This window comes from Bradyrhizobium sp. CCGUVB14, from assembly GCF_024199935.1.
GTDB lineage: Bacteria > Pseudomonadota > Alphaproteobacteria > Rhizobiales > Xanthobacteraceae > Bradyrhizobium.
In genome coordinates this window covers 5884017-5900528 of record NZ_JANADS010000001.1, presented here as the reverse complement: position 1 = coordinate 5900528, position 16512 = coordinate 5884017, and the positions used below count along the sequence as shown (strand labels likewise).

17 protein-coding genes are annotated in these 16512 nt (G+C 65.4%); 9 read left to right on the top strand and 8 right to left on the bottom strand.

All coding sequences use genetic code 11. The features are described from left to right. Positions 1-49: 49 nt before the first annotated feature. The gene (chrA, locus tag NLM32_RS27575; RefSeq protein WP_254131960.1) at positions 50-1435 is read right to left on the bottom strand and encodes a chromate efflux transporter; all 1386 of its coding nucleotides are present in this window, start codon (positions 1433-1435) and stop codon (positions 50-52) included. Beyond that, the gene (locus NLM32_RS27570; RefSeq protein WP_254131959.1) at positions 1435-2253 is read right to left on the bottom strand and encodes a chromate resistance protein ChrB domain-containing protein; all 819 of its coding nucleotides are present in this window, start codon (positions 2251-2253) and stop codon (positions 1435-1437) included. The genes chrA and NLM32_RS27570 overlap by 1 nt, the downstream gene beginning before the upstream one ends. A gap of 250 nt (positions 2254-2503) precedes the next feature. Between NLM32_RS27570 and NLM32_RS27565 the strand changes: the two genes are divergently transcribed. Both NLM32_RS27565 and NLM32_RS27560 read left to right on the top strand, forming a co-directional pair. Then, the gene (locus tag NLM32_RS27565; protein WP_254131958.1) at positions 2504-3328 is read left to right on the top strand and encodes an N-acyl homoserine lactonase family protein; all 825 of its coding nucleotides are present in this window, start codon (positions 2504-2506) and stop codon (positions 3326-3328) included. 81 nt (positions 3329-3409) lie between these two features. After that, positions 3410-4288 (top strand): DMT family transporter, encoded by an 879-nt coding sequence (locus NLM32_RS27560; RefSeq protein WP_254131957.1) that lies wholly within the window; start codon positions 3410-3412, stop codon positions 4286-4288. On the opposite strand, the gene NLM32_RS27555 is transcribed toward NLM32_RS27560, so the two are convergent. Together NLM32_RS27555 and NLM32_RS27550 are read right to left on the bottom strand one after the other, a co-directional pair. Further along, entirely contained in the window at positions 4285-4476 is a 192-nt protein-coding gene (locus tag NLM32_RS27555; protein WP_254131956.1) for a hypothetical protein, read from the bottom strand. The two genes, NLM32_RS27560 and NLM32_RS27555, sit on opposite strands and share 4 nt — an antisense overlap. Positions 4477-4507: 31 nt before the next feature. Continuing rightward, complete coding sequence (locus NLM32_RS27550; RefSeq protein ID WP_254131955.1) at positions 4508-5665, bottom strand: MFS transporter; 1158 nt, start codon at positions 5663-5665, stop codon at positions 4508-4510. A gap of 155 nt (positions 5666-5820) precedes the next feature. On the opposite strand from NLM32_RS27550, the gene NLM32_RS27545 reads away from it, so the two are divergent. Further along, complete coding sequence (locus NLM32_RS27545; protein ID WP_254131954.1) at positions 5821-7080, top strand: adenylate/guanylate cyclase domain-containing protein; 1260 nt, start codon at positions 5821-5823, stop codon at positions 7078-7080. Here the strand turns inward: NLM32_RS27545 and NLM32_RS27540 are convergent. Beyond that, positions 7077-8321, bottom strand: coding sequence for an MFS transporter (locus tag NLM32_RS27540; RefSeq protein ID WP_254131953.1), 1245 nt, complete (start codon positions 8319-8321; stop codon positions 7077-7079). The genes NLM32_RS27545 and NLM32_RS27540 overlap by 4 nt on opposite strands. A 169-nt stretch (positions 8322-8490) precedes the next feature. On the opposite strand from NLM32_RS27540, the gene NLM32_RS27535 reads away from it, so the two are divergent. Continuing rightward, the gene (locus tag NLM32_RS27535) at positions 8491-9858 is read left to right on the top strand and encodes an Nramp family divalent metal transporter (RefSeq protein WP_254131952.1); all 1368 of its coding nucleotides are present in this window, start codon (positions 8491-8493) and stop codon (positions 9856-9858) included. 5 nt (positions 9859-9863) lie between these two features. Here NLM32_RS27535 and NLM32_RS27530 read toward each other — a convergent pair whose 3' ends face one another. From NLM32_RS27530 to hemB, 3 genes are all read right to left on the bottom strand, one after another. Continuing rightward, complete coding sequence (locus NLM32_RS27530; protein WP_254131951.1) at positions 9864-10640, bottom strand: arginyltransferase; 777 nt, start codon at positions 10638-10640, stop codon at positions 9864-9866. A gap of 104 nt (positions 10641-10744) precedes the next feature. Next, positions 10745-11281: an RDD family protein gene (locus tag NLM32_RS27525; protein ID WP_254131950.1), complete on the bottom strand. Its 537-nt coding sequence runs from the start codon at positions 11279-11281 to the stop codon at positions 10745-10747. A gap of 247 nt (positions 11282-11528) precedes the next feature. Continuing rightward, positions 11529-12590, bottom strand: coding sequence for a porphobilinogen synthase (hemB, locus tag NLM32_RS27520; RefSeq protein WP_254131949.1), 1062 nt, complete (start codon positions 12588-12590; stop codon positions 11529-11531). A 138-nt stretch (positions 12591-12728) separates the two neighbouring features. Here hemB and NLM32_RS27515 point away from each other — a divergent pair, with 138 nt between their 5' ends. The 5 genes from NLM32_RS27515 to glyA all read left to right on the top strand — a co-directional run bounded on the left by NLM32_RS27515 (position 12729) and on the right by glyA (position 16509). Then, a complete protein-coding gene (locus NLM32_RS27515; RefSeq protein WP_254131948.1) occupies positions 12729-13232 on the top strand; it encodes a DUF6163 family protein in 504 nt (167 codons plus the stop codon). Positions 13233-13713: 481 nt separating this feature from the next. Further along, on the top strand, positions 13714-14232 hold the full coding sequence (gene ldtR / locus NLM32_RS27510) for a transcriptional regulator LdtR (protein ID WP_027529973.1): 519 nt from the start codon (positions 13714-13716) through the stop codon (positions 14230-14232). 209 nt (positions 14233-14441) lie between these two features. Continuing rightward, on the top strand, positions 14442-14678 hold the full coding sequence (locus NLM32_RS27505; protein WP_254131947.1) for a hypothetical protein: 237 nt from the start codon (positions 14442-14444) through the stop codon (positions 14676-14678). A 37-nt stretch (positions 14679-14715) separates the two neighbouring features. Next, a complete protein-coding gene (locus tag NLM32_RS27500) occupies positions 14716-14937 on the top strand; it encodes a hypothetical protein (protein ID WP_254131946.1) in 222 nt (73 codons plus the stop codon). Positions 14938-15198: 261 nt separating this feature from the next. Beyond that, positions 15199-16509: a serine hydroxymethyltransferase gene (gene glyA / locus NLM32_RS27495; protein WP_254131945.1), complete on the top strand. Its 1311-nt coding sequence runs from the start codon at positions 15199-15201 to the stop codon at positions 16507-16509. Positions 16510-16512: the final 3 nt, after the last annotated feature.

Sequence of the window (16512 nt, the reverse complement as noted above, 5' to 3'; positions counted from 1 at the left end):
TCCTGGTCGGCAGGCATTGCAGCACCGCCGCCTCTCCAGCCTCGACGTCCTAGATCACCCCCACCAGCCGCAACGCCACGCCGGCGGCGCAGCTGCCGGCGAGCACCGTCAACATCCCCAGCTTGAACCGGAAGATCGCGGTCGCAGCCGCAATCGACAGCACGAGCGCGGGAATATCGACGCTCGTCAGCACGGGCCTGTCGAAATCCAGCAGGAAGGCATGCACCGGCACGGTCTCGCGGAACAGGGTGTGGAGTGCGAACCAGATCGAGAGGTTGAGGATCACGCCGACGACGGCGGCGGTGATCGCGCTGAGGGCCCCGGCCAACCCCGTGTTGCCGCGCAGCCGCTCGATATAGGGGCCACCGACGAAGATCCAGAGGAAGCAGGGCGTGAAGGTGACCCAGGTCGCAAGCAGGCCGCCGAGCATGGCCGCCAGCATCGGCGACAGGCCGCTCGGGTCGCGATAGGCAGCCATGAAGCCAACGAACTGGAGCACCATGATGAGAGGGCCCGGCGTGGTCTCGGCCATGCCGAGCCCGTCGAGCATCTCGTGCGGCTTCAGCCAGTGATAATGCTCGACCGCCTGCTGGGCGACATAGGCCAGCACCGCGTAGGCGCCACCAAAGGTGACGAGCGCCATCTTGGTGAAGAACAGCGCGATCTGGCTGAACACGCTGGCTTGGCCCAGAACCGCAAGCAGCGCGATCACCGGCACGAGCCAAAGCGAAAGCCACAGCGCCGCGGTGCGGATCGCGCGCGCCGTGTTGGGACGGACATGCTCGGGCACGGCTTCGCCGAGCATGCTGTCGATCACGGCACCGCTGCCGCCATGGCCGTGACCGGGAGGCGCAAATTCCGGCCGGCCGGCGCGGGCGCCGGCATAGCCGATCACGCCGGCGGCAATGATGATGATCGGGAAGGGGACCGCGAAGAAGAAGATTGCGACAAAGGCGATTGCGGCCAGCGCGATCATGATGCGGTTCTTCAGCGCCCGCTTGCCGACGCGGACAACGGCCTCGATGACGATGGCGAGCACCGCGGCCTTCAGTCCGAAGAACAGCGCCTCGACGAAGCTGACATTGCCATAGGCCGCATAGATGTAGCTCAGGCCCATGATGGCGATGATGCCGGGCAGGACGAACAGCCCGCCCGCCATCAGCCCGCCGGCGGTGCGATGCATCAGCCAGCCGACATAGGTCGCGAGCTGCTGCGCCTCCGGTCCCGGCAGCAGCATGCAGTAATTCAGCGCATGCAGGAAACGTCCCTCGGAGATCCAGTTCTTCTCCTCGACCAGGATGCGGTGCATCACCGCGATCTGGCCCGCGGGCCCGCCGAAGCTGAGGCAGGCGACCCGGAGCCAGACGCGAAAGGCTTCACCGAAGCTGATGCCGTGACCGGCATCAGCTCCTGCTTGGGCGTTACGGATATCCATCACGCCTTCACCTTGTTGGTCGGCCAGTTGTGGGTCTCGCCCGTGGCGTCGCGGCACCAGCGGTAGAAGGAATCGTAGAGCAGCATGCCGGCCTCGAGCTGTTCGAGGTCGTCATCGTACATCCGCGACAGCCCGAGAGACGCGGCGAGCAGCCCGGGCGCTTCCGGTGCGAGATCCGGCCGCGCGGTGTCGGCGCCGCGCACCAGCGTGGCCAGCCGCAGCAACGCCGGCGTCGCAACGCCGAACTCCTCGATCATGACGTCGAAGGTGCAGAGCTCGCCGCGGTGGCTCCAGAACACGTTCTCGATGTCGAAGGGCGCGGCATTGAACCGCTCGCCGACAGCGACCACTTCGGACGGTGCCACATACAGAAACACCGCGTTGGGATCGACGAAGCGGCGGATCAGCCAGGGGCAGGCGATGCGGTCGACCTTGGGCCGCGCCCGCGTGACCCAGACGGTGCGTCCCTTGGTATCGCGCGGCGGTAGCTTGCGGGTGTCGAGCAATGGCAGCTTCGCTTCCTTCCAACCCTCAAAGCCGCCGTCGAGAGTCTCGGCCTCCACGCCGAGCTGGCGGAGCCAGGCTGCGGTGCCCTGTGCGAGCTTGCCGCCGCGCAGGCAGGAGACGATGGCGGAACGGCCGGCAAATGCGCCGCCCCATTCCGCAACGGTCTCGTGGCTGAACCTGACAGAGCCGGGGATCAGTCGCCGGTCGGCGGCAAAATCGGCCTCCGTCCGGACATCGATCAGAGCAGGGGCATTGGCCGTGCCGATCAGGCGCGCCAATTTGTCGGATGATATGGTCGTGAACGTTGACATGATGCGTCCTCGCATAAAGCAAACGGGACGCGATACTTGGGCATGTCGCCTCGTGGGGAGATCGCTCAAATCCCCATGGCGCTGATTACAACGAAACTCCGCGACACTGTCAATCGCTGGTTTGATCCGCATTGAACGTTAGAAAGATATGCTGTGGCCGCCTATAGTCCTCAGTGGAAGCGGAATTCTGCGGCGGAAGCGGGGTTGATCCTCGGTCGCAGCAAGTCGGCGCTGCAGGGAAGGACCAAGGATGACACGCAAGATCACGCTCGCTCTCGCCGTCGCGGCATTCGCGCTGTCCGCCCAGGCTGCGTTCGCGCAAAAGCCGGGCGTCGAGAAACTCTACATCATGAATTGCGGGGAGGGGGTTGCCGGCGACATCGGGCGCTGGTCGCCCGGGGTGAACGAAGGCCAGTCGATGGATTTCGTCGACACCTGCTATCTCATCAAGCACAGCCAGGGCTGGTTCCTGTGGGATACCGGCATCCCCGACGCGGTCGCGGCGATGCCTAACGGGCTTGCGCCGGCCGATCCGAAGGCCGTGACCTGGAAGCGGCCGAAGACGCTCGCCGCCCAACTCGAGCAGATCGGCGTCAAGCCCGCCGACATCAAGGCCATGGGCGTCTCGCATACGCATCCCGATCACATCGGCAATGTCGAGATGTTTCCACAGGCAACCCTCTACGTGCAGAAGGCCGAATATGACTGGCCCGGCGCGAACAACGAGCCGCGCTTCAAGCCGGCGCATCCGGTCGAGCTGCTCAGCGGCGACAAGGACGTGTTCGGCGATGGCAGCATCACCATCCTCTCGACGCCCGGTCACACGCCGGGGCACCAGTCGTTGCTGGTGAAATTGCCGAGGACCGGAGCGGTCGTGCTTTCCGGTGACGCCGCCCACTTCAAGAGCAATTGGGAGAACCGGCGCGTTCCCGTCAACAACGTCAGCAAGGACCAGTCGGTCGCCTCGATGCAGAAGATCGCCGAAACGCTCGACAAGGAGAAGGCGCAGCTCTGGATCAATCACGACAAGGCCCAGCGCGACAGCCAGAAGATGTCGCCGGAGTTTTATGATTAGCTTCGCCGGCGCCCTGTTGCCACCATGATGGCAGCAGGGCTGTGCTAGGCGCCTCCGGAAGCTCCCGATCAGGAGGCCGCTGTGGGGGAATGGCTCGGGGTCGCGATCGCTCTGGCGTCGAGCAGCATCGGCGGCACTGCTGCCGCGATCACCCGTTACCTCGTCGTCGGCGCCGATCCGGTCCTGCTGGCGATCCTGCGCTGGGGGATCGGTTTCATGTGTCTGCTGCCGTGTGCGCTGCTGCTGCGCGTCCGCTGGCCGCAGCGGGCGGACTGGCCGGCCGTGATGGCGCTCGGCATCTGCTTCTTCGGCCTATTCTTCATCCTCTACAACATCGCGGTGTCCTACACGACCGCCGCCCGTGCCAGTCTCGCGCTGGCGACGCTGCCGCTCCACACCATGGTGGTCGGAGCGATCCTTGGCGTCGAACGATTGACGGCGCGCAAGATCGTCGGCGTCGGCATCGCCGTGCTCGGTGTGGCCGCGGCGTTGGCCGTGGGGCTGGCACAAAGCCCGCCCGGTTCCTGGCGCGGCGAACTGATCATGACCGGCGCGGTGTTCTGCATGGCCTTCTACAACGTGCTGTCACGGCCGCTGATGCAGCGCTCCAGCGCGCTCGGGTTTCTGACGGTCGGCATGGGCGCGGGCGCTGCGGTGCTGGTGCTCGTGGGTCTTGCAAAGGGCAGCTTTGCCGCGCTCGACCATTTCACGACGGCGCAATGGATTGCCGGGATCTATCTCGGCGCCGGCGGCGGCGCGCTCGCCTTCATCCTCTGGGTCATGGCGCTGGCGCGCGCGACGCCAACCCGCGTTGCCAATACGATGACGGTCAATCCGATCGCGGCGACCTTGCTGGCGGCACTGCTGATCGGCGAGCCGATCACGCCAAATCTGCTGATCGGGCTGGTTGCCGTGTTCGCTGGCATCTGGATCGCAACCAGCCAGCCGAAGCCGGCCTAGCTTTTCGGCGCGGTGACCGGCGGCGGGCTCGTATCCGGCGTCTTCTTCGGCTTCAGCGTTCCGGCATAGAACGAGACCAACCACACCAGCAAGATGGCGAGGAGATAGACGCCCCAGGCCTGCGGCGGCGTCATGGCCCAGCGCAGGAGGCCCTTGAAGGTGCGAGGCGGGGTTTTGTCGTCGGTCATGCTGCGCTTGTGCGCGAAAGTGACCGCACGGTCAATCGGCCCGCTTCTCGGCGCGGATCAGGAACAGCGCAGCCAGCGCTGACAGGCTGAGCGCGGACGAGACCATCAGCACCTTGGCGCCCATGACGTCGATGAGGAGGCCGAAGGCCAGCGGCGCCACCGCCTGCGCCATTCGCGCCGGCGCGCCGATGATGCCGAGGCGATAGCCGAAATCTTTCGGGCCGAAGATCGAGAGCGGCAGCGTTCCGCGGGCAATCGTCAAAATGCCGTTGCCGGAGCCGTGCAGCAGCGCAAAGGCGCTCGCGGCGGGCGCGCCGAAGATGGCGACGACGGCCGCTCCGATCGGGTGGGTGAGGCACGCGAGCCGCGTCGACCACAGCGGATGGAAGCGGCTGAGAACGCTGGCTTCGAGAATGCGCGCGATCACCTGCGCCGGGCCGATCAGCGCACCGGCCGCGATCGCCTCGACATGGGTCGCGCCCGTTGCCTCGAGGATGCGCGGGAAATGTACGGCCATGGCGCCGGTGACGGTCCAGACCGCCGCAAAGACGAAGGCGAGCAGGATCATGGTCCGGTCGAGCGGGACGTGCGGTTTCTCCGCCGTTGCCGCGGCTTGCTTCGCCCCCTTGATCGCCGGCAGCATGAAGAAGTTGAGCGGCAGGCCGATCAGGATATTGGCGGCGGCCCAGGCGAAACAGGTGTCGCGCCAGCCGATATGGGCGAGCCCCCAGGCGGTGAGGGGCCAGCCGACGGTCGAGGCAAAGCCCGCCATCAGCGTGATGCCGGTGATCGAGCCGCGCGCCTCCGTGCCGTAGATGCGGCCGAGCGCGGCGAAGGCGGCGTCATAGAGCCCCATCGCCATGCCGATGCCGAGCACGAGCCAGGCAAATGCCATCACCGCGACCGATTGCGAGAAGCCAAGCAGCACGAGGCCTGCAGCGATCGTCAGGTTCGAGGCCGACAGCACCTGCCGCCCGCCGACGAGGTCGATCTGCCGGCCGATGCGCGGCCCCAGCATCGCCGAGATCACCAGCGAGGCCGAGAACGCGCCGAAGATCCAGTTGGTGGAGATGCCGAGGTCGTGCGCCATCGGGTCGGCGATCAGGGCCGGCAAATAATAGCTGGAGGCCCAGGCCAGGGTCTGCGTCGTGCCGAGCGCCAGGATGATCGGAAGCTGGCGCTGGCTCATAGTCCAGTGTTTCTGGTCGACGGTGTCATTGGTTGCATTTGCGGCCCGGGGCGCGCGCGCGTCAACAGCGTCCGCGACATATTCGACCCGCGGTGGGTGGGAGCCTTGGTTGTGCGCGGCCTTTCGCTCGTCACGAATGCACGCCATAATGGCGTATGCAACTCACCTCCCGCCTTGCGCTGATGAACTGGCTGACCGGTCAGGGCCTCACCGGCCTTCCCGAGAACGAGCTGCTGCGCGGTTTTTGCGAGCGCTGCCGCGCCGAGGGGCTGGAACTCTCGCGCGGGCTCGTCGTCATCGACACGCTGCATCCGATCTATGAGGGCCGCGGCTTCCTCTGGAACGACAGGGCCAGCAACGAGAGGGACGTGTTCGAATACGGCTCGACCGCCGAGGGCGACGCCGCCAAGAACTGGCGCCGTTCGGTGTTCTTCCACATGCTCGAGCACGGCCACGACGAGATGGTGATCGATCTGGCCGATGCGCCCTCGATGGATTTCTCGCAGATCGGCGATCTCGCCGAGAAGGGCCATAAGCACTATCTCGCCTTCGTGCATCGCTTCGGCGAGAACGGCGCGCTTGGGCTGATGGACTGCCTCTATTCCTGCTGGACCACGCGGCGCGATGAAGGCTTCTCCGAGCCGGAGCTCGTCGCGTTGCGCGATCTCGTGCCGGTGCTGGGGCTTGCGATCAAATCGGCGCAGCAGGTCGACATCGCCCGCACGCTCGGGCGCGTCTATCTCGGCCGCGGCGCCTCCGAACAGGTGCTGGGCGGACGGATCTCGCGCGGCGTTACCGAGCGCATCAACGCCGTGCTCTGGTATTCGGATTTGCGCGGCTCGACCGGAATCAGCGAGAGCATCGGCCCCGACGAGATCATCCCGTTCCTCAACGATTATGCGCAGGCCGTGATCGACGCGATCCACGAGGCCGGCGGTGACGTGCTGAAGCTGATTGGCGACGGCGTGCTCGCGATGTTCACCGGCGAGGACATGGCCCATGCCCGCCGCGCCGCGCTGCGCGCCGAGCACCTGTTTCGCCAGAACGTCGCGGCGCTGAACGTGCGGCGCGAGGCCGACGGCCGCCCGACCACGTCGGCCTATATCGGCCTGCATGTCGGCGAGGTCTTCTACGGCAATATCGGCAGCGAGGACCGGCTCGACTTCACCGTGGTGGGGCCGACCGTCAACGAGGTCAGCCGGATCGCCTCGATGAGCCGCTCGGTCGATCGCGAGCTGCTGGCGTCAGCCGAGTTTTACAAGGGCCTGGATGCCGCCGGCCGTCGCTATCTCGTCTCCACCGGTCGCTATGCCCTGCGCGGCATCGGCCGCGCGCAGGACCTCTACACGCTCGATCCCGAGGTCGACGCGAGCGAACCGGTGACGGGCAGCTACGAACGGTATCTGGCGAACTAGCAACGCGCCACCGCTTCGTCCCCCACCATGGCCGGCTGCCGATCCAGCGCGACCGCAGGCGAGAGCCAAATGATCAGCGCTTGCACGCCGAACACGGCGGCCGCGAGATAGAGGCACGCTTCCGCGCTGTAGAGGCCGCCGACGATGGCGCCCAGCGCCGAGCCGAGCGGGCGGGCGCCGTAGCTCATGATGTTGATGGCGGAGACACGGCCCAACAGGCGCGGCGGCGTCACCGACTGGCGCAAGGTCGTGGTCGAGATCACCCACAGGATCGGCCCGACGCCGAGCAGGAAGAAGCTGAGACCCGCGAGCCACGGCGAGGGCACCAGCACCGTCAGCGCCATCACGACGGCGGCGACGAAGCCGGTGACCGGGCCGAGGCCGACCACGGTGCCGAACGCGATGCGCTTCATCACGCGCGTGGCGAACAGCGCACCGATCACCATGCCGACGCCGTACATCGTCAGCACGGTGCCGACACCGGCAGCGGTCAGGCCGAGATGACGCACCGCGTACGGCACGAACACCGCGATCTGCAAGAACCAGCCGGTGTTGAAGATGAACTGCGTGATGAACACCGGCCGCAGCAGCGCATGGTGAAACACGAAGGCCGCGCCTTCGCGGATATCCTGGAACGGGTGGCGGCGCGGCACGGGCGCACGCGCAGGCTCATAGATGCCGGAGAGCAGCACGACGGCGATGGCCGAGAGCGCCGCGGCAAAGCCAAAGGCGAGGCTTGCGCCCCACCAGCCGACCAGCGCACCGCCGAGCGCAGGCCCGCTTGCGAAGGCAATGGTGCGCGCGAGCTCGATGCGGGCATTCGCAGCCGGCAACAGCTCCGCGCTCACCAGCGAGGGCACCAGGGCCGGCGCGGCCACGCTGTAGACGACGGTGCCGCAGACGGCGGCAAAGCCGAGCAGCGCCAGCAGCGACAGATTGAGCGCGCCGAGCACGAGCAGCAGCACGATGGTCGCGAGCGCCACCGCACGCAGTGCCTCGGCCCCCGCCATCAGCGAGCGGCGGGAGATGCGGTCGGCGAGCAGGCCAGCCGGAATGGCGAACAGGACGAAGGGCAGAGTGAGAGCGGTCTGGAGCAGGCCGGTCTGGCCCTCCGCCACGCCCAGCGTCAGCACGGCGACGATGGGGGCTGCGGCCAGCGCGATCTGTTCGGCCGACTGCGCCGCGAGGTTGGACCAGGCGAGGCGGTTGAAGGTTTCGGGGAGGCGGGGCGGATTTGACATGGCTCATTTCCTGCAAAGTCGGATTGGGGCCAGTATTCGCGCCGGGGACGGCCAAACCCACCCGCTTCCCGACAGGATCGGGCAAAATGGGCCGGCTGCATGGAACTGATACGGCTAGATGCAGTTGCAAATTAGTTGCAATAAGGCTCAAACCCGGTATTCTGCCAGCATGGATGCCCGATCGCCTGATTTGACCCAGGACCTGACCCAAGCCGCCGGTACCGGCTGGCGCACCGACGCGCCGACCACGAAGAGCCTGGCCGAGGTGAACGCCACGGTCGCCATCCCCGCAGCGGGGGCGTGGTGGCGGCGGCTGCTGGCCTTCGTCGGCCCAGGCTACATGGTCTCGGTCGGCTACATGGACCCCGGCAACTGGGCGACCGACCTCGCCGGTGGATCCAGGTTCGGTTACACGCTGCTCTCGGTCATCCTGCTTTCCAATCTGATGGCGATCCTGCTGCAGTCGCTGGCGGCGCGGCTCGGCATCGTCACGGATCGCGACCTCGCGCAGGCCTGTCGCGCGACCTATTCGCCGGCCGTGAACTTCCTGCTCTGGCTGGCTTGCGAGGCAGCGATCATCGCCTGCGATCTCGCCGAGGTCATCGGCACCGCGATCGCGCTGAAGCTGCTGTTCGGCATTCCCCTGGTCGGCGGCGCGCTGCTCGCAGCCCTCGACGCGTTCCTGTTGCTCGTGCTGATGAACCGGGGCTTCCGCTTCCTCGAAGCCTTCGTGATGGCGCTGCTTGCGGTCATCGCGGTCTGCTTCGCGGTCCAGATCGTCGCCGCCGCGCCGCCGGTCGCCGAGGTGCTGCACGGCTTTGTGCCGAAGAGCGAGATCTTCACCAATTCCGAGATGCTTTACATCGCGATCGGCATCATCGGTGCAACCGTGATGCCGCATAATCTGTACCTGCATTCCTCGATCGTGCAGACGCGTGCGTATGAGCGCAACGACGAAGGCCGTCGCGAGGCGATCAAATGGGCGACGACGGATTCGACCGTCGCGCTGATGCTGGCGCTGTTCATCAACGCCGCGATCCTCGTCGTGGCGGCCGCGACCTTCCACAAGAGCGGCCACTCGGATGTTGCGGAGATCGGCCAGGCCTTTGAGCTGCTCTCGCCGCTGCTGGGCCTCGGCATCGCCTCGACGTTGTTCGCGGTGGCGCTGCTGGCGTCAGGCCTCAACTCGACGGTCACCGCGACGCTCGCCGGGCAGATCGTGATGGAAGGCTTTCTCGATTTGCGCCTGCCGAGCTGGGCGCGCCGCCTCGTCACGCGCGGCATCGCCATCATTCCGGTGATCGTCGTCACCGCGATCTACGGCGAGCGCGGCACCGCGGACCTGCTGGTGTTCAGCCAGGTCGTGCTGTCGATGCAACTGCCGTTCGCCGTCATCCCGCTGGTGCGCTTCGTGTCGGATCGCCGCAAGATGGGGCAGTTTGCGATTGCACCATATGTCGCTGCGACCGCGTGGATCGTCGCGGGCGTCATCGTGGTTTTGAACGTGAAGCTGTTGGTGGATACGCTGTTCGGTTGAGGGCGCTAGTCCTGCGGCTCGGACGCCGCATCGCCCTGCGCGTCGATGCGCAGCCAGCCTGAGGGGGCGAGGCGCTGCTGCGGCAGGAAGCGGGCCTTGTAGTCCATCTTCTTGGAGCCCTCGATCCAGTAGCCGAGATAGACGTAGGGCAGGCCCTGGCGACGGGCGCGCGCAATGTGGTCGAGGATCATGAAGGTGCCCATCGAGCGGCTGACCTGACTCGGCTCGAAGAACGAATAGACCATCGACAGACCGTCGCTGAGCACGTCGGTCAACGCGACCGCGATCAGCTCCTCACCGCGGCCGGTGATGCCGCTGTCGGGACCGCGCTTGCGATACTCGATGATCCGGGTTTCGACATGGCTGTCCTCGACCATCATGGCGTAGTCGAGCACGGTCATGTCGGCCATGCCGCCATGGCGGTGGCGGGCGTCGAGATAGGCCCGAAACACCGAATATTGTTCGGAGGTCGGTACCGCGCTGCGCTGTTCGCCGATGATGTCGGAATTGCGCGCCATCACCTTGCGGAAGTTGCGGGAGGGGCGGAACTCGTTGGCGACCACGCGCACCGAGACACAGGCCCGGCACTGGTCACAGGCCGGCCGGTAGGCGATCGACTGGCTGCGGCGGAAACCGCCATGGGTCAGGAGGTCGTTGAGGTCGCCGGCGCGATCACCCACGAGGTGCGTAAACACCTTGCGCTCATGCCGGCCCGGCAGATACGGGCAGGGGGACGGCGCCGTGAGGTAAAATTGGGGGGTGTCGCGCGAGTGCTGGGTCAAGGGACGTCGTGGGCCTCCGAAGTGAGTATCAGCATCGCGCTACGAAAGCGCCCGGTCAATCGGTCCGCTTGGCAGGTCAGGTCAGTCAGTCTAGCGGAGCCTGGTTAGTAGGTCCTTGCCGTCTGCGGCACGGGCGCCCGAACGGAATTGTTGATCACGACCGTTCCCAGCACGAAATCGTGCAGCAGCCGCCGGCGGCCATTGAACAGGCCGACCAGCACGACGAAGGGCGACAGGAACGAGACCGTCACCCAGAACAGCACGGCATGGGTGGCGCCGAGGACAAAGTAGCCGGGCGCGCCGTACCAGGTGCGCAACTCAAGATCCATGATCCGCATCCCGATGGTCGCGGACGAGGGACCGCCGATGCAGGCACCGTAATAGACGATGGCCCAGATCACGGAGGCGGGCCAAGCCAGCCAGAACAGCGCCCAGCCGATGCCGAGCGTCACCACGCCGAACAGGGCGATGAAGATGTAGCCGAGGATGACGGGAACGGAGATCACGACCATGTCGATCAGGAACGCGAATACCCGCCGCGTCGCGACGCCGCGGAACAGTTCCGGATGCAGATAGGGGTCGTAGGCGTGAGCCGCGCCATCACTGCGCCAGGCGCCTGAACTACCCGAGTCATAAGACATTGTCCGTCCTCCCAGGGAAAACTCCCGTGGCAGGACATGGGAACAGGCTATTCCCCTGCCAAGGGTGCGCGCGCGTCAACAAGCCGAAATATTCCGGCAATTCGGGGGCGGGGGAGGTCGAGAGCGAAAGTCTCGTAGGGTAGGCAAAGCGAAGCGTGCCCACCATCCAGTAATGATCGCGACCAATCGTGGGCACGGCGCAAATGCGCCTTTGCCCACCCTACGGCACCTACGATACTTACGATACTTACGTCTGCGCGCGCAGCTTCTCCGCCGCCTTCGGCGCAAAATAGCTGAGCACGCCGTCGGCACCCGCGCGCTTGAACGCGAGCAGGCTCTCCATCATCGCGCGGTCGCCGTCGAGCCAGCCGTTGTTGGCGGCGGCTGCGATCATCGCGTATTCGCCTGAGACCTGGTAGGCGAAGGTCGGCATCGCAAACGTGTCCTTCACGCGGCGGACCACGTCGAGATAGGGCATGCCGGGCTTCACCATCACCATGTCGGCGCCTTCGGAGATGTCGAGCTCGACTTCGCGCAGCGCTTCGTCGGTATTGGCGCTGTCCATCTGATAGGTGCGCTTGTCGCCGGTCAGCGTCTTGGCCGAGCCGATGGCGTCGCGGAACGGGCCGTAGAAGGCGGAGGCGTATTTGGCCGCATAGGCCATGATCTGCACGTCGAGCAGGCCTGAGTGGTCCAGCCCCTCGCGGATCGCCGCGACGCGGCCGTCCATCATGTCGGAGGGCGCGATGATGTCGCAGCCGGCCTCGGCCTGCACCAGCGCCTGGCGCACCAGCACCGCGACCGTCTCGTCATTCAAAATCTTGCCGTCGACGATCAGGCCATCATGGCCGTGGCTGGTGAAGGGATCGAGCGCGACGTCGCAGAGGATGCCGATCTCGGGAAACTCCTTCTTGATCGCGCGCACCGCCTGGCAGACCAGATTGTTCGGGTTGGTCGCTTCCGAGCCTTCCTCGTCGCGCAAGGACGGGTCGGTGTAGGGAAACAGCGCCAGGCAGGGGATCGTCAGCTTCATGGCGCGCTCGGCCTCGCGCACGGCCTGGTCGACGCTGAGGCGCTCGACGCCGGGCATCGAGGCGATGGCCTCGCGCTTGTTGCTGCCGTCGATCAGGAACAGCGGCCAGATCAGATCGTCGGTGGTGAGCACGTTCTCGCGCACCATCCGCCGGGCCCATTCGGCCTTGCGGTTGCGGCGCGGGCGGACGGTCAGATCGAGGGCATGGGGCACAGCTGCACCCGTCCCGCGCGCAACCTCGCGCAGTTCGATCGGACGTCCGTATTTGATCGCCATTAGTCTTCCTCCGGCTGGAATTATTCTTATACCAGCTCGCATGGTTCCCGCCACCGCGGCTTGACCTGCCGCAAGGCAGAATTGAACCGGCTTGCGCTGCCGATTGATTTTGCGGGGCGAACCGGCCAGAAGGGGGCCATGTCCGAGATCTCCACCCGCGATGCGGCCCGCGACGGCGCCAATGCCAGAGATGCCGTCAGAGACAGCGCCCGCGACAATGCGATGTCGGTGGCGGCGATCTCGTCGGAGCGCCCCGAGTCCGACGACAATGTCTGGACGCGGCGGCTGGTGCTGTTCCTGCGCGTGATGGCGCTGCTGTCGATCCTCAAGGGCCTCTATCACTGGGCGCAGGTGACGGGCTTCGTCGGCGGCGAGGACGAGGCGTTCGAGAACCAGTCGATGGCCTGGCAGGCCTCGACCATCTACTTCGCCGTGATCGAGCTCGTCGCCGCCGTCGGCCTCTGGCTCGCCACGCCCTGGGGCGCGGTGGTGTGGCTCACCACCGTGGTGTCGATGGCGGTGATCGAGCTGATGTTCCCCGGCATCTATGGCGGCAGCCTGATCGTGGTCGGCGTCGAGGCCTTCATGCTCGCCGCCTATCTCGCACTCGCCTGGATGGCCGCGCGCGAACGGCCGCCATAGCGGTCGCGCGCAGGCATCTTGCAGGGTGGGTAGAGCGAAGCGAACCCCATCGATGCAACCGCGCGAGGATCATGGGTTTCGCTTCGCTGTACCCATCCCACGATCTGTTCAGCTCCGGGACACCGGCGATTTCACGCGCGTTTGGTTGACCACTCGTTGCGTAAAATTCGAGGTAACTTTTCATTGACCTAGCGGTATCCGCCACAGCTGTTACGCGTGCGTTTCGAAACGGGGCGGGGCTGTTCTGGAATGCGACAGAATGGGCGCACGGAGGGTGAACAGGACCTTGCGAAGGTCAACAGACGGTTGCGAAAAGCCCTTGTGGCACAGGCTTAATCCGCAATTCACTGTCTTAAATTCATGATCTCTTTATTCTCTTATTTAAGCCGATCTTCAAACGCCCCCCTTAAGTTGCACCTATCAGACGGGACACAAGTTTCGTCGAATAAGTGTCGATAAAAACGACAACAGGGGAAGTGTCATGATGAAAGCCGTCGCAACTGCGGCAGATACCGCAGAGCGCGTTTCGGGCCCGCAGGGTTCGGTGCAGTCGCTCTATCTGGAAGCATTGACTCTGGTGGAGCGGCTGCATCGCCGTCTCCTCGACGTGATCAAGGACGAGTTCGATCGTCGTGGCCGCGCCGACATCAATTCCGTGCAGGCGCTCCTGCTCTATAACATCGGCGACAAGGAGCTGACCGCGGGCGAACTGCGCACGCGCGGTTACTATCTCGGCTCCAACGTCTCCTACAATCTGAAGAAGCTCGTCGAGCTCGGCTTCCTCGATCATCAGCGCTCGCGCGTTGACCGCCGCTCGGTGCGCATTCGCCTGACGCCGCAGGGCCAGGAAGTCCGCCGCATCGTCGACAGCCTCTACCAGAAGCACGTCAAGACCGTTGAACAGGTCGGCGGCATCTCGGGCGAGGAGTTCTCGACCCTCAACAAGTCGCTGCACCGCCTCGAGCGGTTCTGGACCGACCAGATCCTGTATCGGCTCTGAGTTTTCCGAGTTTTCCGAGGGATTTGGCCAAGCCGGCCCAAAACAAGACCGGCAAGCCTTCCCGAACGTGCCTGCTTCCCCAAGCGCGCCGGCCCGGCTTGCCCCGGACCGGTGCGTTTTGTCGTCGTTTTCGCACTTGCGAAAAATATGACGGCCGGGTGGAACCAGTTGTTCGCGTCGCAGTTGTCTCCTCGGGATCGGAGGATGCAATGCTGGTCGAGCGCGGGTTGCAGGCAATGAACGTCGAGCTCGTGAGCGATGCTTATGCCATCGCCGCGAACTACCTCCGTCGTTCCGGCGCGATCCCCGACACGCTCGTCACCAACGAACGCCTGCTCGAGATCATCATCAAGCTGCTCCAGCACGGCGAATTCAACAAGATCAGGCTCGCCAACAAGGCGATCGCGCGCTTCGAGGCGCAGGCCGAGGCGAGAGCGGTTGCCTGATCAAGACTCCCAAAATTCCGAAAGACCAGAGGGTGCCATGGAAGCTGCCATCGACCGCATCATGCAGACCTATGACTTGCTCGCCAACCGGACGGCGGCGGCGAGCGAGGAGGCGCGCCTGAAGGTCACGAACTATCTGAATACGTTGATGGAAGCAGGCGAGAAAGACACCCACAGGTTGACGGTCTGCGGCCTGACCTATCTGCGCCAGCTCGACGGCAGCGTGGACCCCGTGAAGGCGGGGTATACCGGGCTGTAGGGGATTTCGGCCGGCACCGGGGGCGCCATTTAGGGTCCGAAGCGGACCCTTCAGGGAGGGTTGGATCGGGGGCGGTTCCTAGAGTGTCTTCCATCCCCAAAATCCTCCGATCCCCACCATATCTTGCATAAATATCAGGCTCGACCCGCAACTACTTGGCCGGGGGCGGGCGATGTGGTAGATCGCGCTCGCCGCTTCCGATCGCCACACCAAGACCCCCGTAGCCCGCCAAAAGGCTGCGGCGGTGGAGATATTCGCAAGATGACCCTCGCCAAGAACTCTGCAGCGTCCGCCTCTGCGCCCGATTCGTTTTTCACCGCCTCGCTCGAGCAGGCCGACCCGGAAATCGCAGCCGCCATCAAGGGCGAGCTCGGCCGGCAGCGCCATGAGGTCGAGCTGATTGCCTCCGAGAACATCGTCAGCCGGGCCGTGCTGGAAGCGCAGGGTTCGGTCATGACCAACAAATACGCAGAGGGTTATCCGGGCGCGCGCTACTACGGCGGTTGTGAGTGGGTCGACGTCGCCGAGAACCTCGCGATCGATCGCGCCAAGAAGCTGTTCGGCGCCAACTTCGCCAACGTGCAGCCGAACTCCGGCAGCCAGATGAACCAGGCGGTGTTTTTGGCGCTGCTGCAGCCCGGCGACACCTTCATGGGTCTCGACCTCGCGGCTGGCGGCCATCTCACCCACGGCTCGCCCGTCAACATGAGCGGCAAGTGGTTCAAGGCCGCGCACTACACCGTGCGCCGCGAGGACCAGCTCATCGACATGGACGCGGTTGCCAGGCAGGCCGAAGAGGTCAAGCCGAAGCTGATCGTTGCCGGCGGCTCGGCCTATTCGCGCGCCTGGGACTTCAAGCGTTTCCGCGAGATCGCGGACTCGGTCGGTGCGTATCTGCTGGTCGACATGGCGCACTTCGCGGGCCTCGTCGCCGGCGGCGTGCATGCCTCGCCGGTGCCGCATGCCCACGTCACCACGACCACCACGCACAAGTCGCTGCGCGGTCCGCGCGGTGGTCTGATGCTGTGGAACGACGAGGCGCTGACCAAGAAGTTCAACTCGGCGATCTTCCCGGGCCTGCAGGGCGGCCCGCTGATGCACGTGATCGCGGCGAAGGCGGTTGCGTTCGGCGAAGCGCTTCGTCCGGACTTCAAGGTTTACGCGAAGAACGTCGTCGAGAACGCCAAGGCGCTGGCCGAGGCGATGAAGAGCCACGGCTTCGATATTGTTTCCGGTGGCACCGATAACCATCTCATGCTGGTTGACCTCAGGCCGAAGGGCCTGAAGGGCAACGTTTCGGAGAAGGCGCTGGTCCGCGCCGCCATCACCTGCAACAAGAACGGCATTCCCTTCGATCCGCAGTCGCCTTTCGTCACCTCCGGAATTCGGCTGGGCACGCCGGCGGCGACGACCCGCGGCTTCGGTGTCGCTGAATTCCAGCAGGTTGGCGGCATGATCGCCGAGGTCCTGAACGCGATCGCGCAGTCCGACGACGGCAAGGCGCCGCTGGTCGAGGCCGCGATCAAGGAGCGGGTCAAGGCGCTCACCGACCGGTTCCCGATCTATCAGTAAGGT

Bases quoted from the DNA above. Each gene is read 5' to 3' on its own strand.
- glyA (WP_254131945.1), top strand. From the start codon at position 15,199: ATGACCCTCGCCAAGAACTCTGCAGCGTCCGCCTCTGCGCCCGATTCG.
- NLM32_RS27550 (WP_254131955.1), bottom strand. From the start codon at position 5,665: ATGAGCCAGCGCCAGCTTCCGATCATCCTGGCGCTCGGCACGACGCAG.
- ldtR (WP_027529973.1), top strand. From the start codon at position 13,714: ATGATGAAAGCCGTCGCAACTGCGGCAGATACCGCAGAGCGCGTTTCG.
- NLM32_RS27515 (WP_254131948.1), top strand. From the start codon at position 12,729: ATGTCCGAGATCTCCACCCGCGATGCGGCCCGCGACGGCGCCAATGCC.
- NLM32_RS27525 (WP_254131950.1), bottom strand. From the start codon at position 11,281: ATGTCTTATGACTCGGGTAGTTCAGGCGCCTGGCGCAGTGATGGCGCG.
- NLM32_RS27570 (WP_254131959.1), bottom strand. From the start codon at position 2,253: ATGTCAACGTTCACGACCATATCATCCGACAAATTGGCGCGCCTGATC.
- NLM32_RS27505 (WP_254131947.1), top strand. From the start codon at position 14,442: ATGCTGGTCGAGCGCGGGTTGCAGGCAATGAACGTCGAGCTCGTGAGC.
- hemB (WP_254131949.1), bottom strand. From the start codon at position 12,590: ATGGCGATCAAATACGGACGTCCGATCGAACTGCGCGAGGTTGCGCGC.
- NLM32_RS27565 (WP_254131958.1), top strand. From the start codon at position 2,504: ATGACACGCAAGATCACGCTCGCTCTCGCCGTCGCGGCATTCGCGCTG.
- NLM32_RS27535 (WP_254131952.1), top strand. From the start codon at position 8,491: ATGGATGCCCGATCGCCTGATTTGACCCAGGACCTGACCCAAGCCGCC.
- chrA (WP_254131960.1), bottom strand. From the start codon at position 1,435: ATGGATATCCGTAACGCCCAAGCAGGAGCTGATGCCGGTCACGGCATC.
- NLM32_RS27545 (WP_254131954.1), top strand. From the start codon at position 5,821: ATGCAACTCACCTCCCGCCTTGCGCTGATGAACTGGCTGACCGGTCAG.
- NLM32_RS27555 (WP_254131956.1), bottom strand. From the start codon at position 4,476: ATGACCGACGACAAAACCCCGCCTCGCACCTTCAAGGGCCTCCTGCGC.
- NLM32_RS27500 (WP_254131946.1), top strand. From the start codon at position 14,716: ATGGAAGCTGCCATCGACCGCATCATGCAGACCTATGACTTGCTCGCC.
- NLM32_RS27540 (WP_254131953.1), bottom strand. From the start codon at position 8,321: ATGTCAAATCCGCCCCGCCTCCCCGAAACCTTCAACCGCCTCGCCTGG.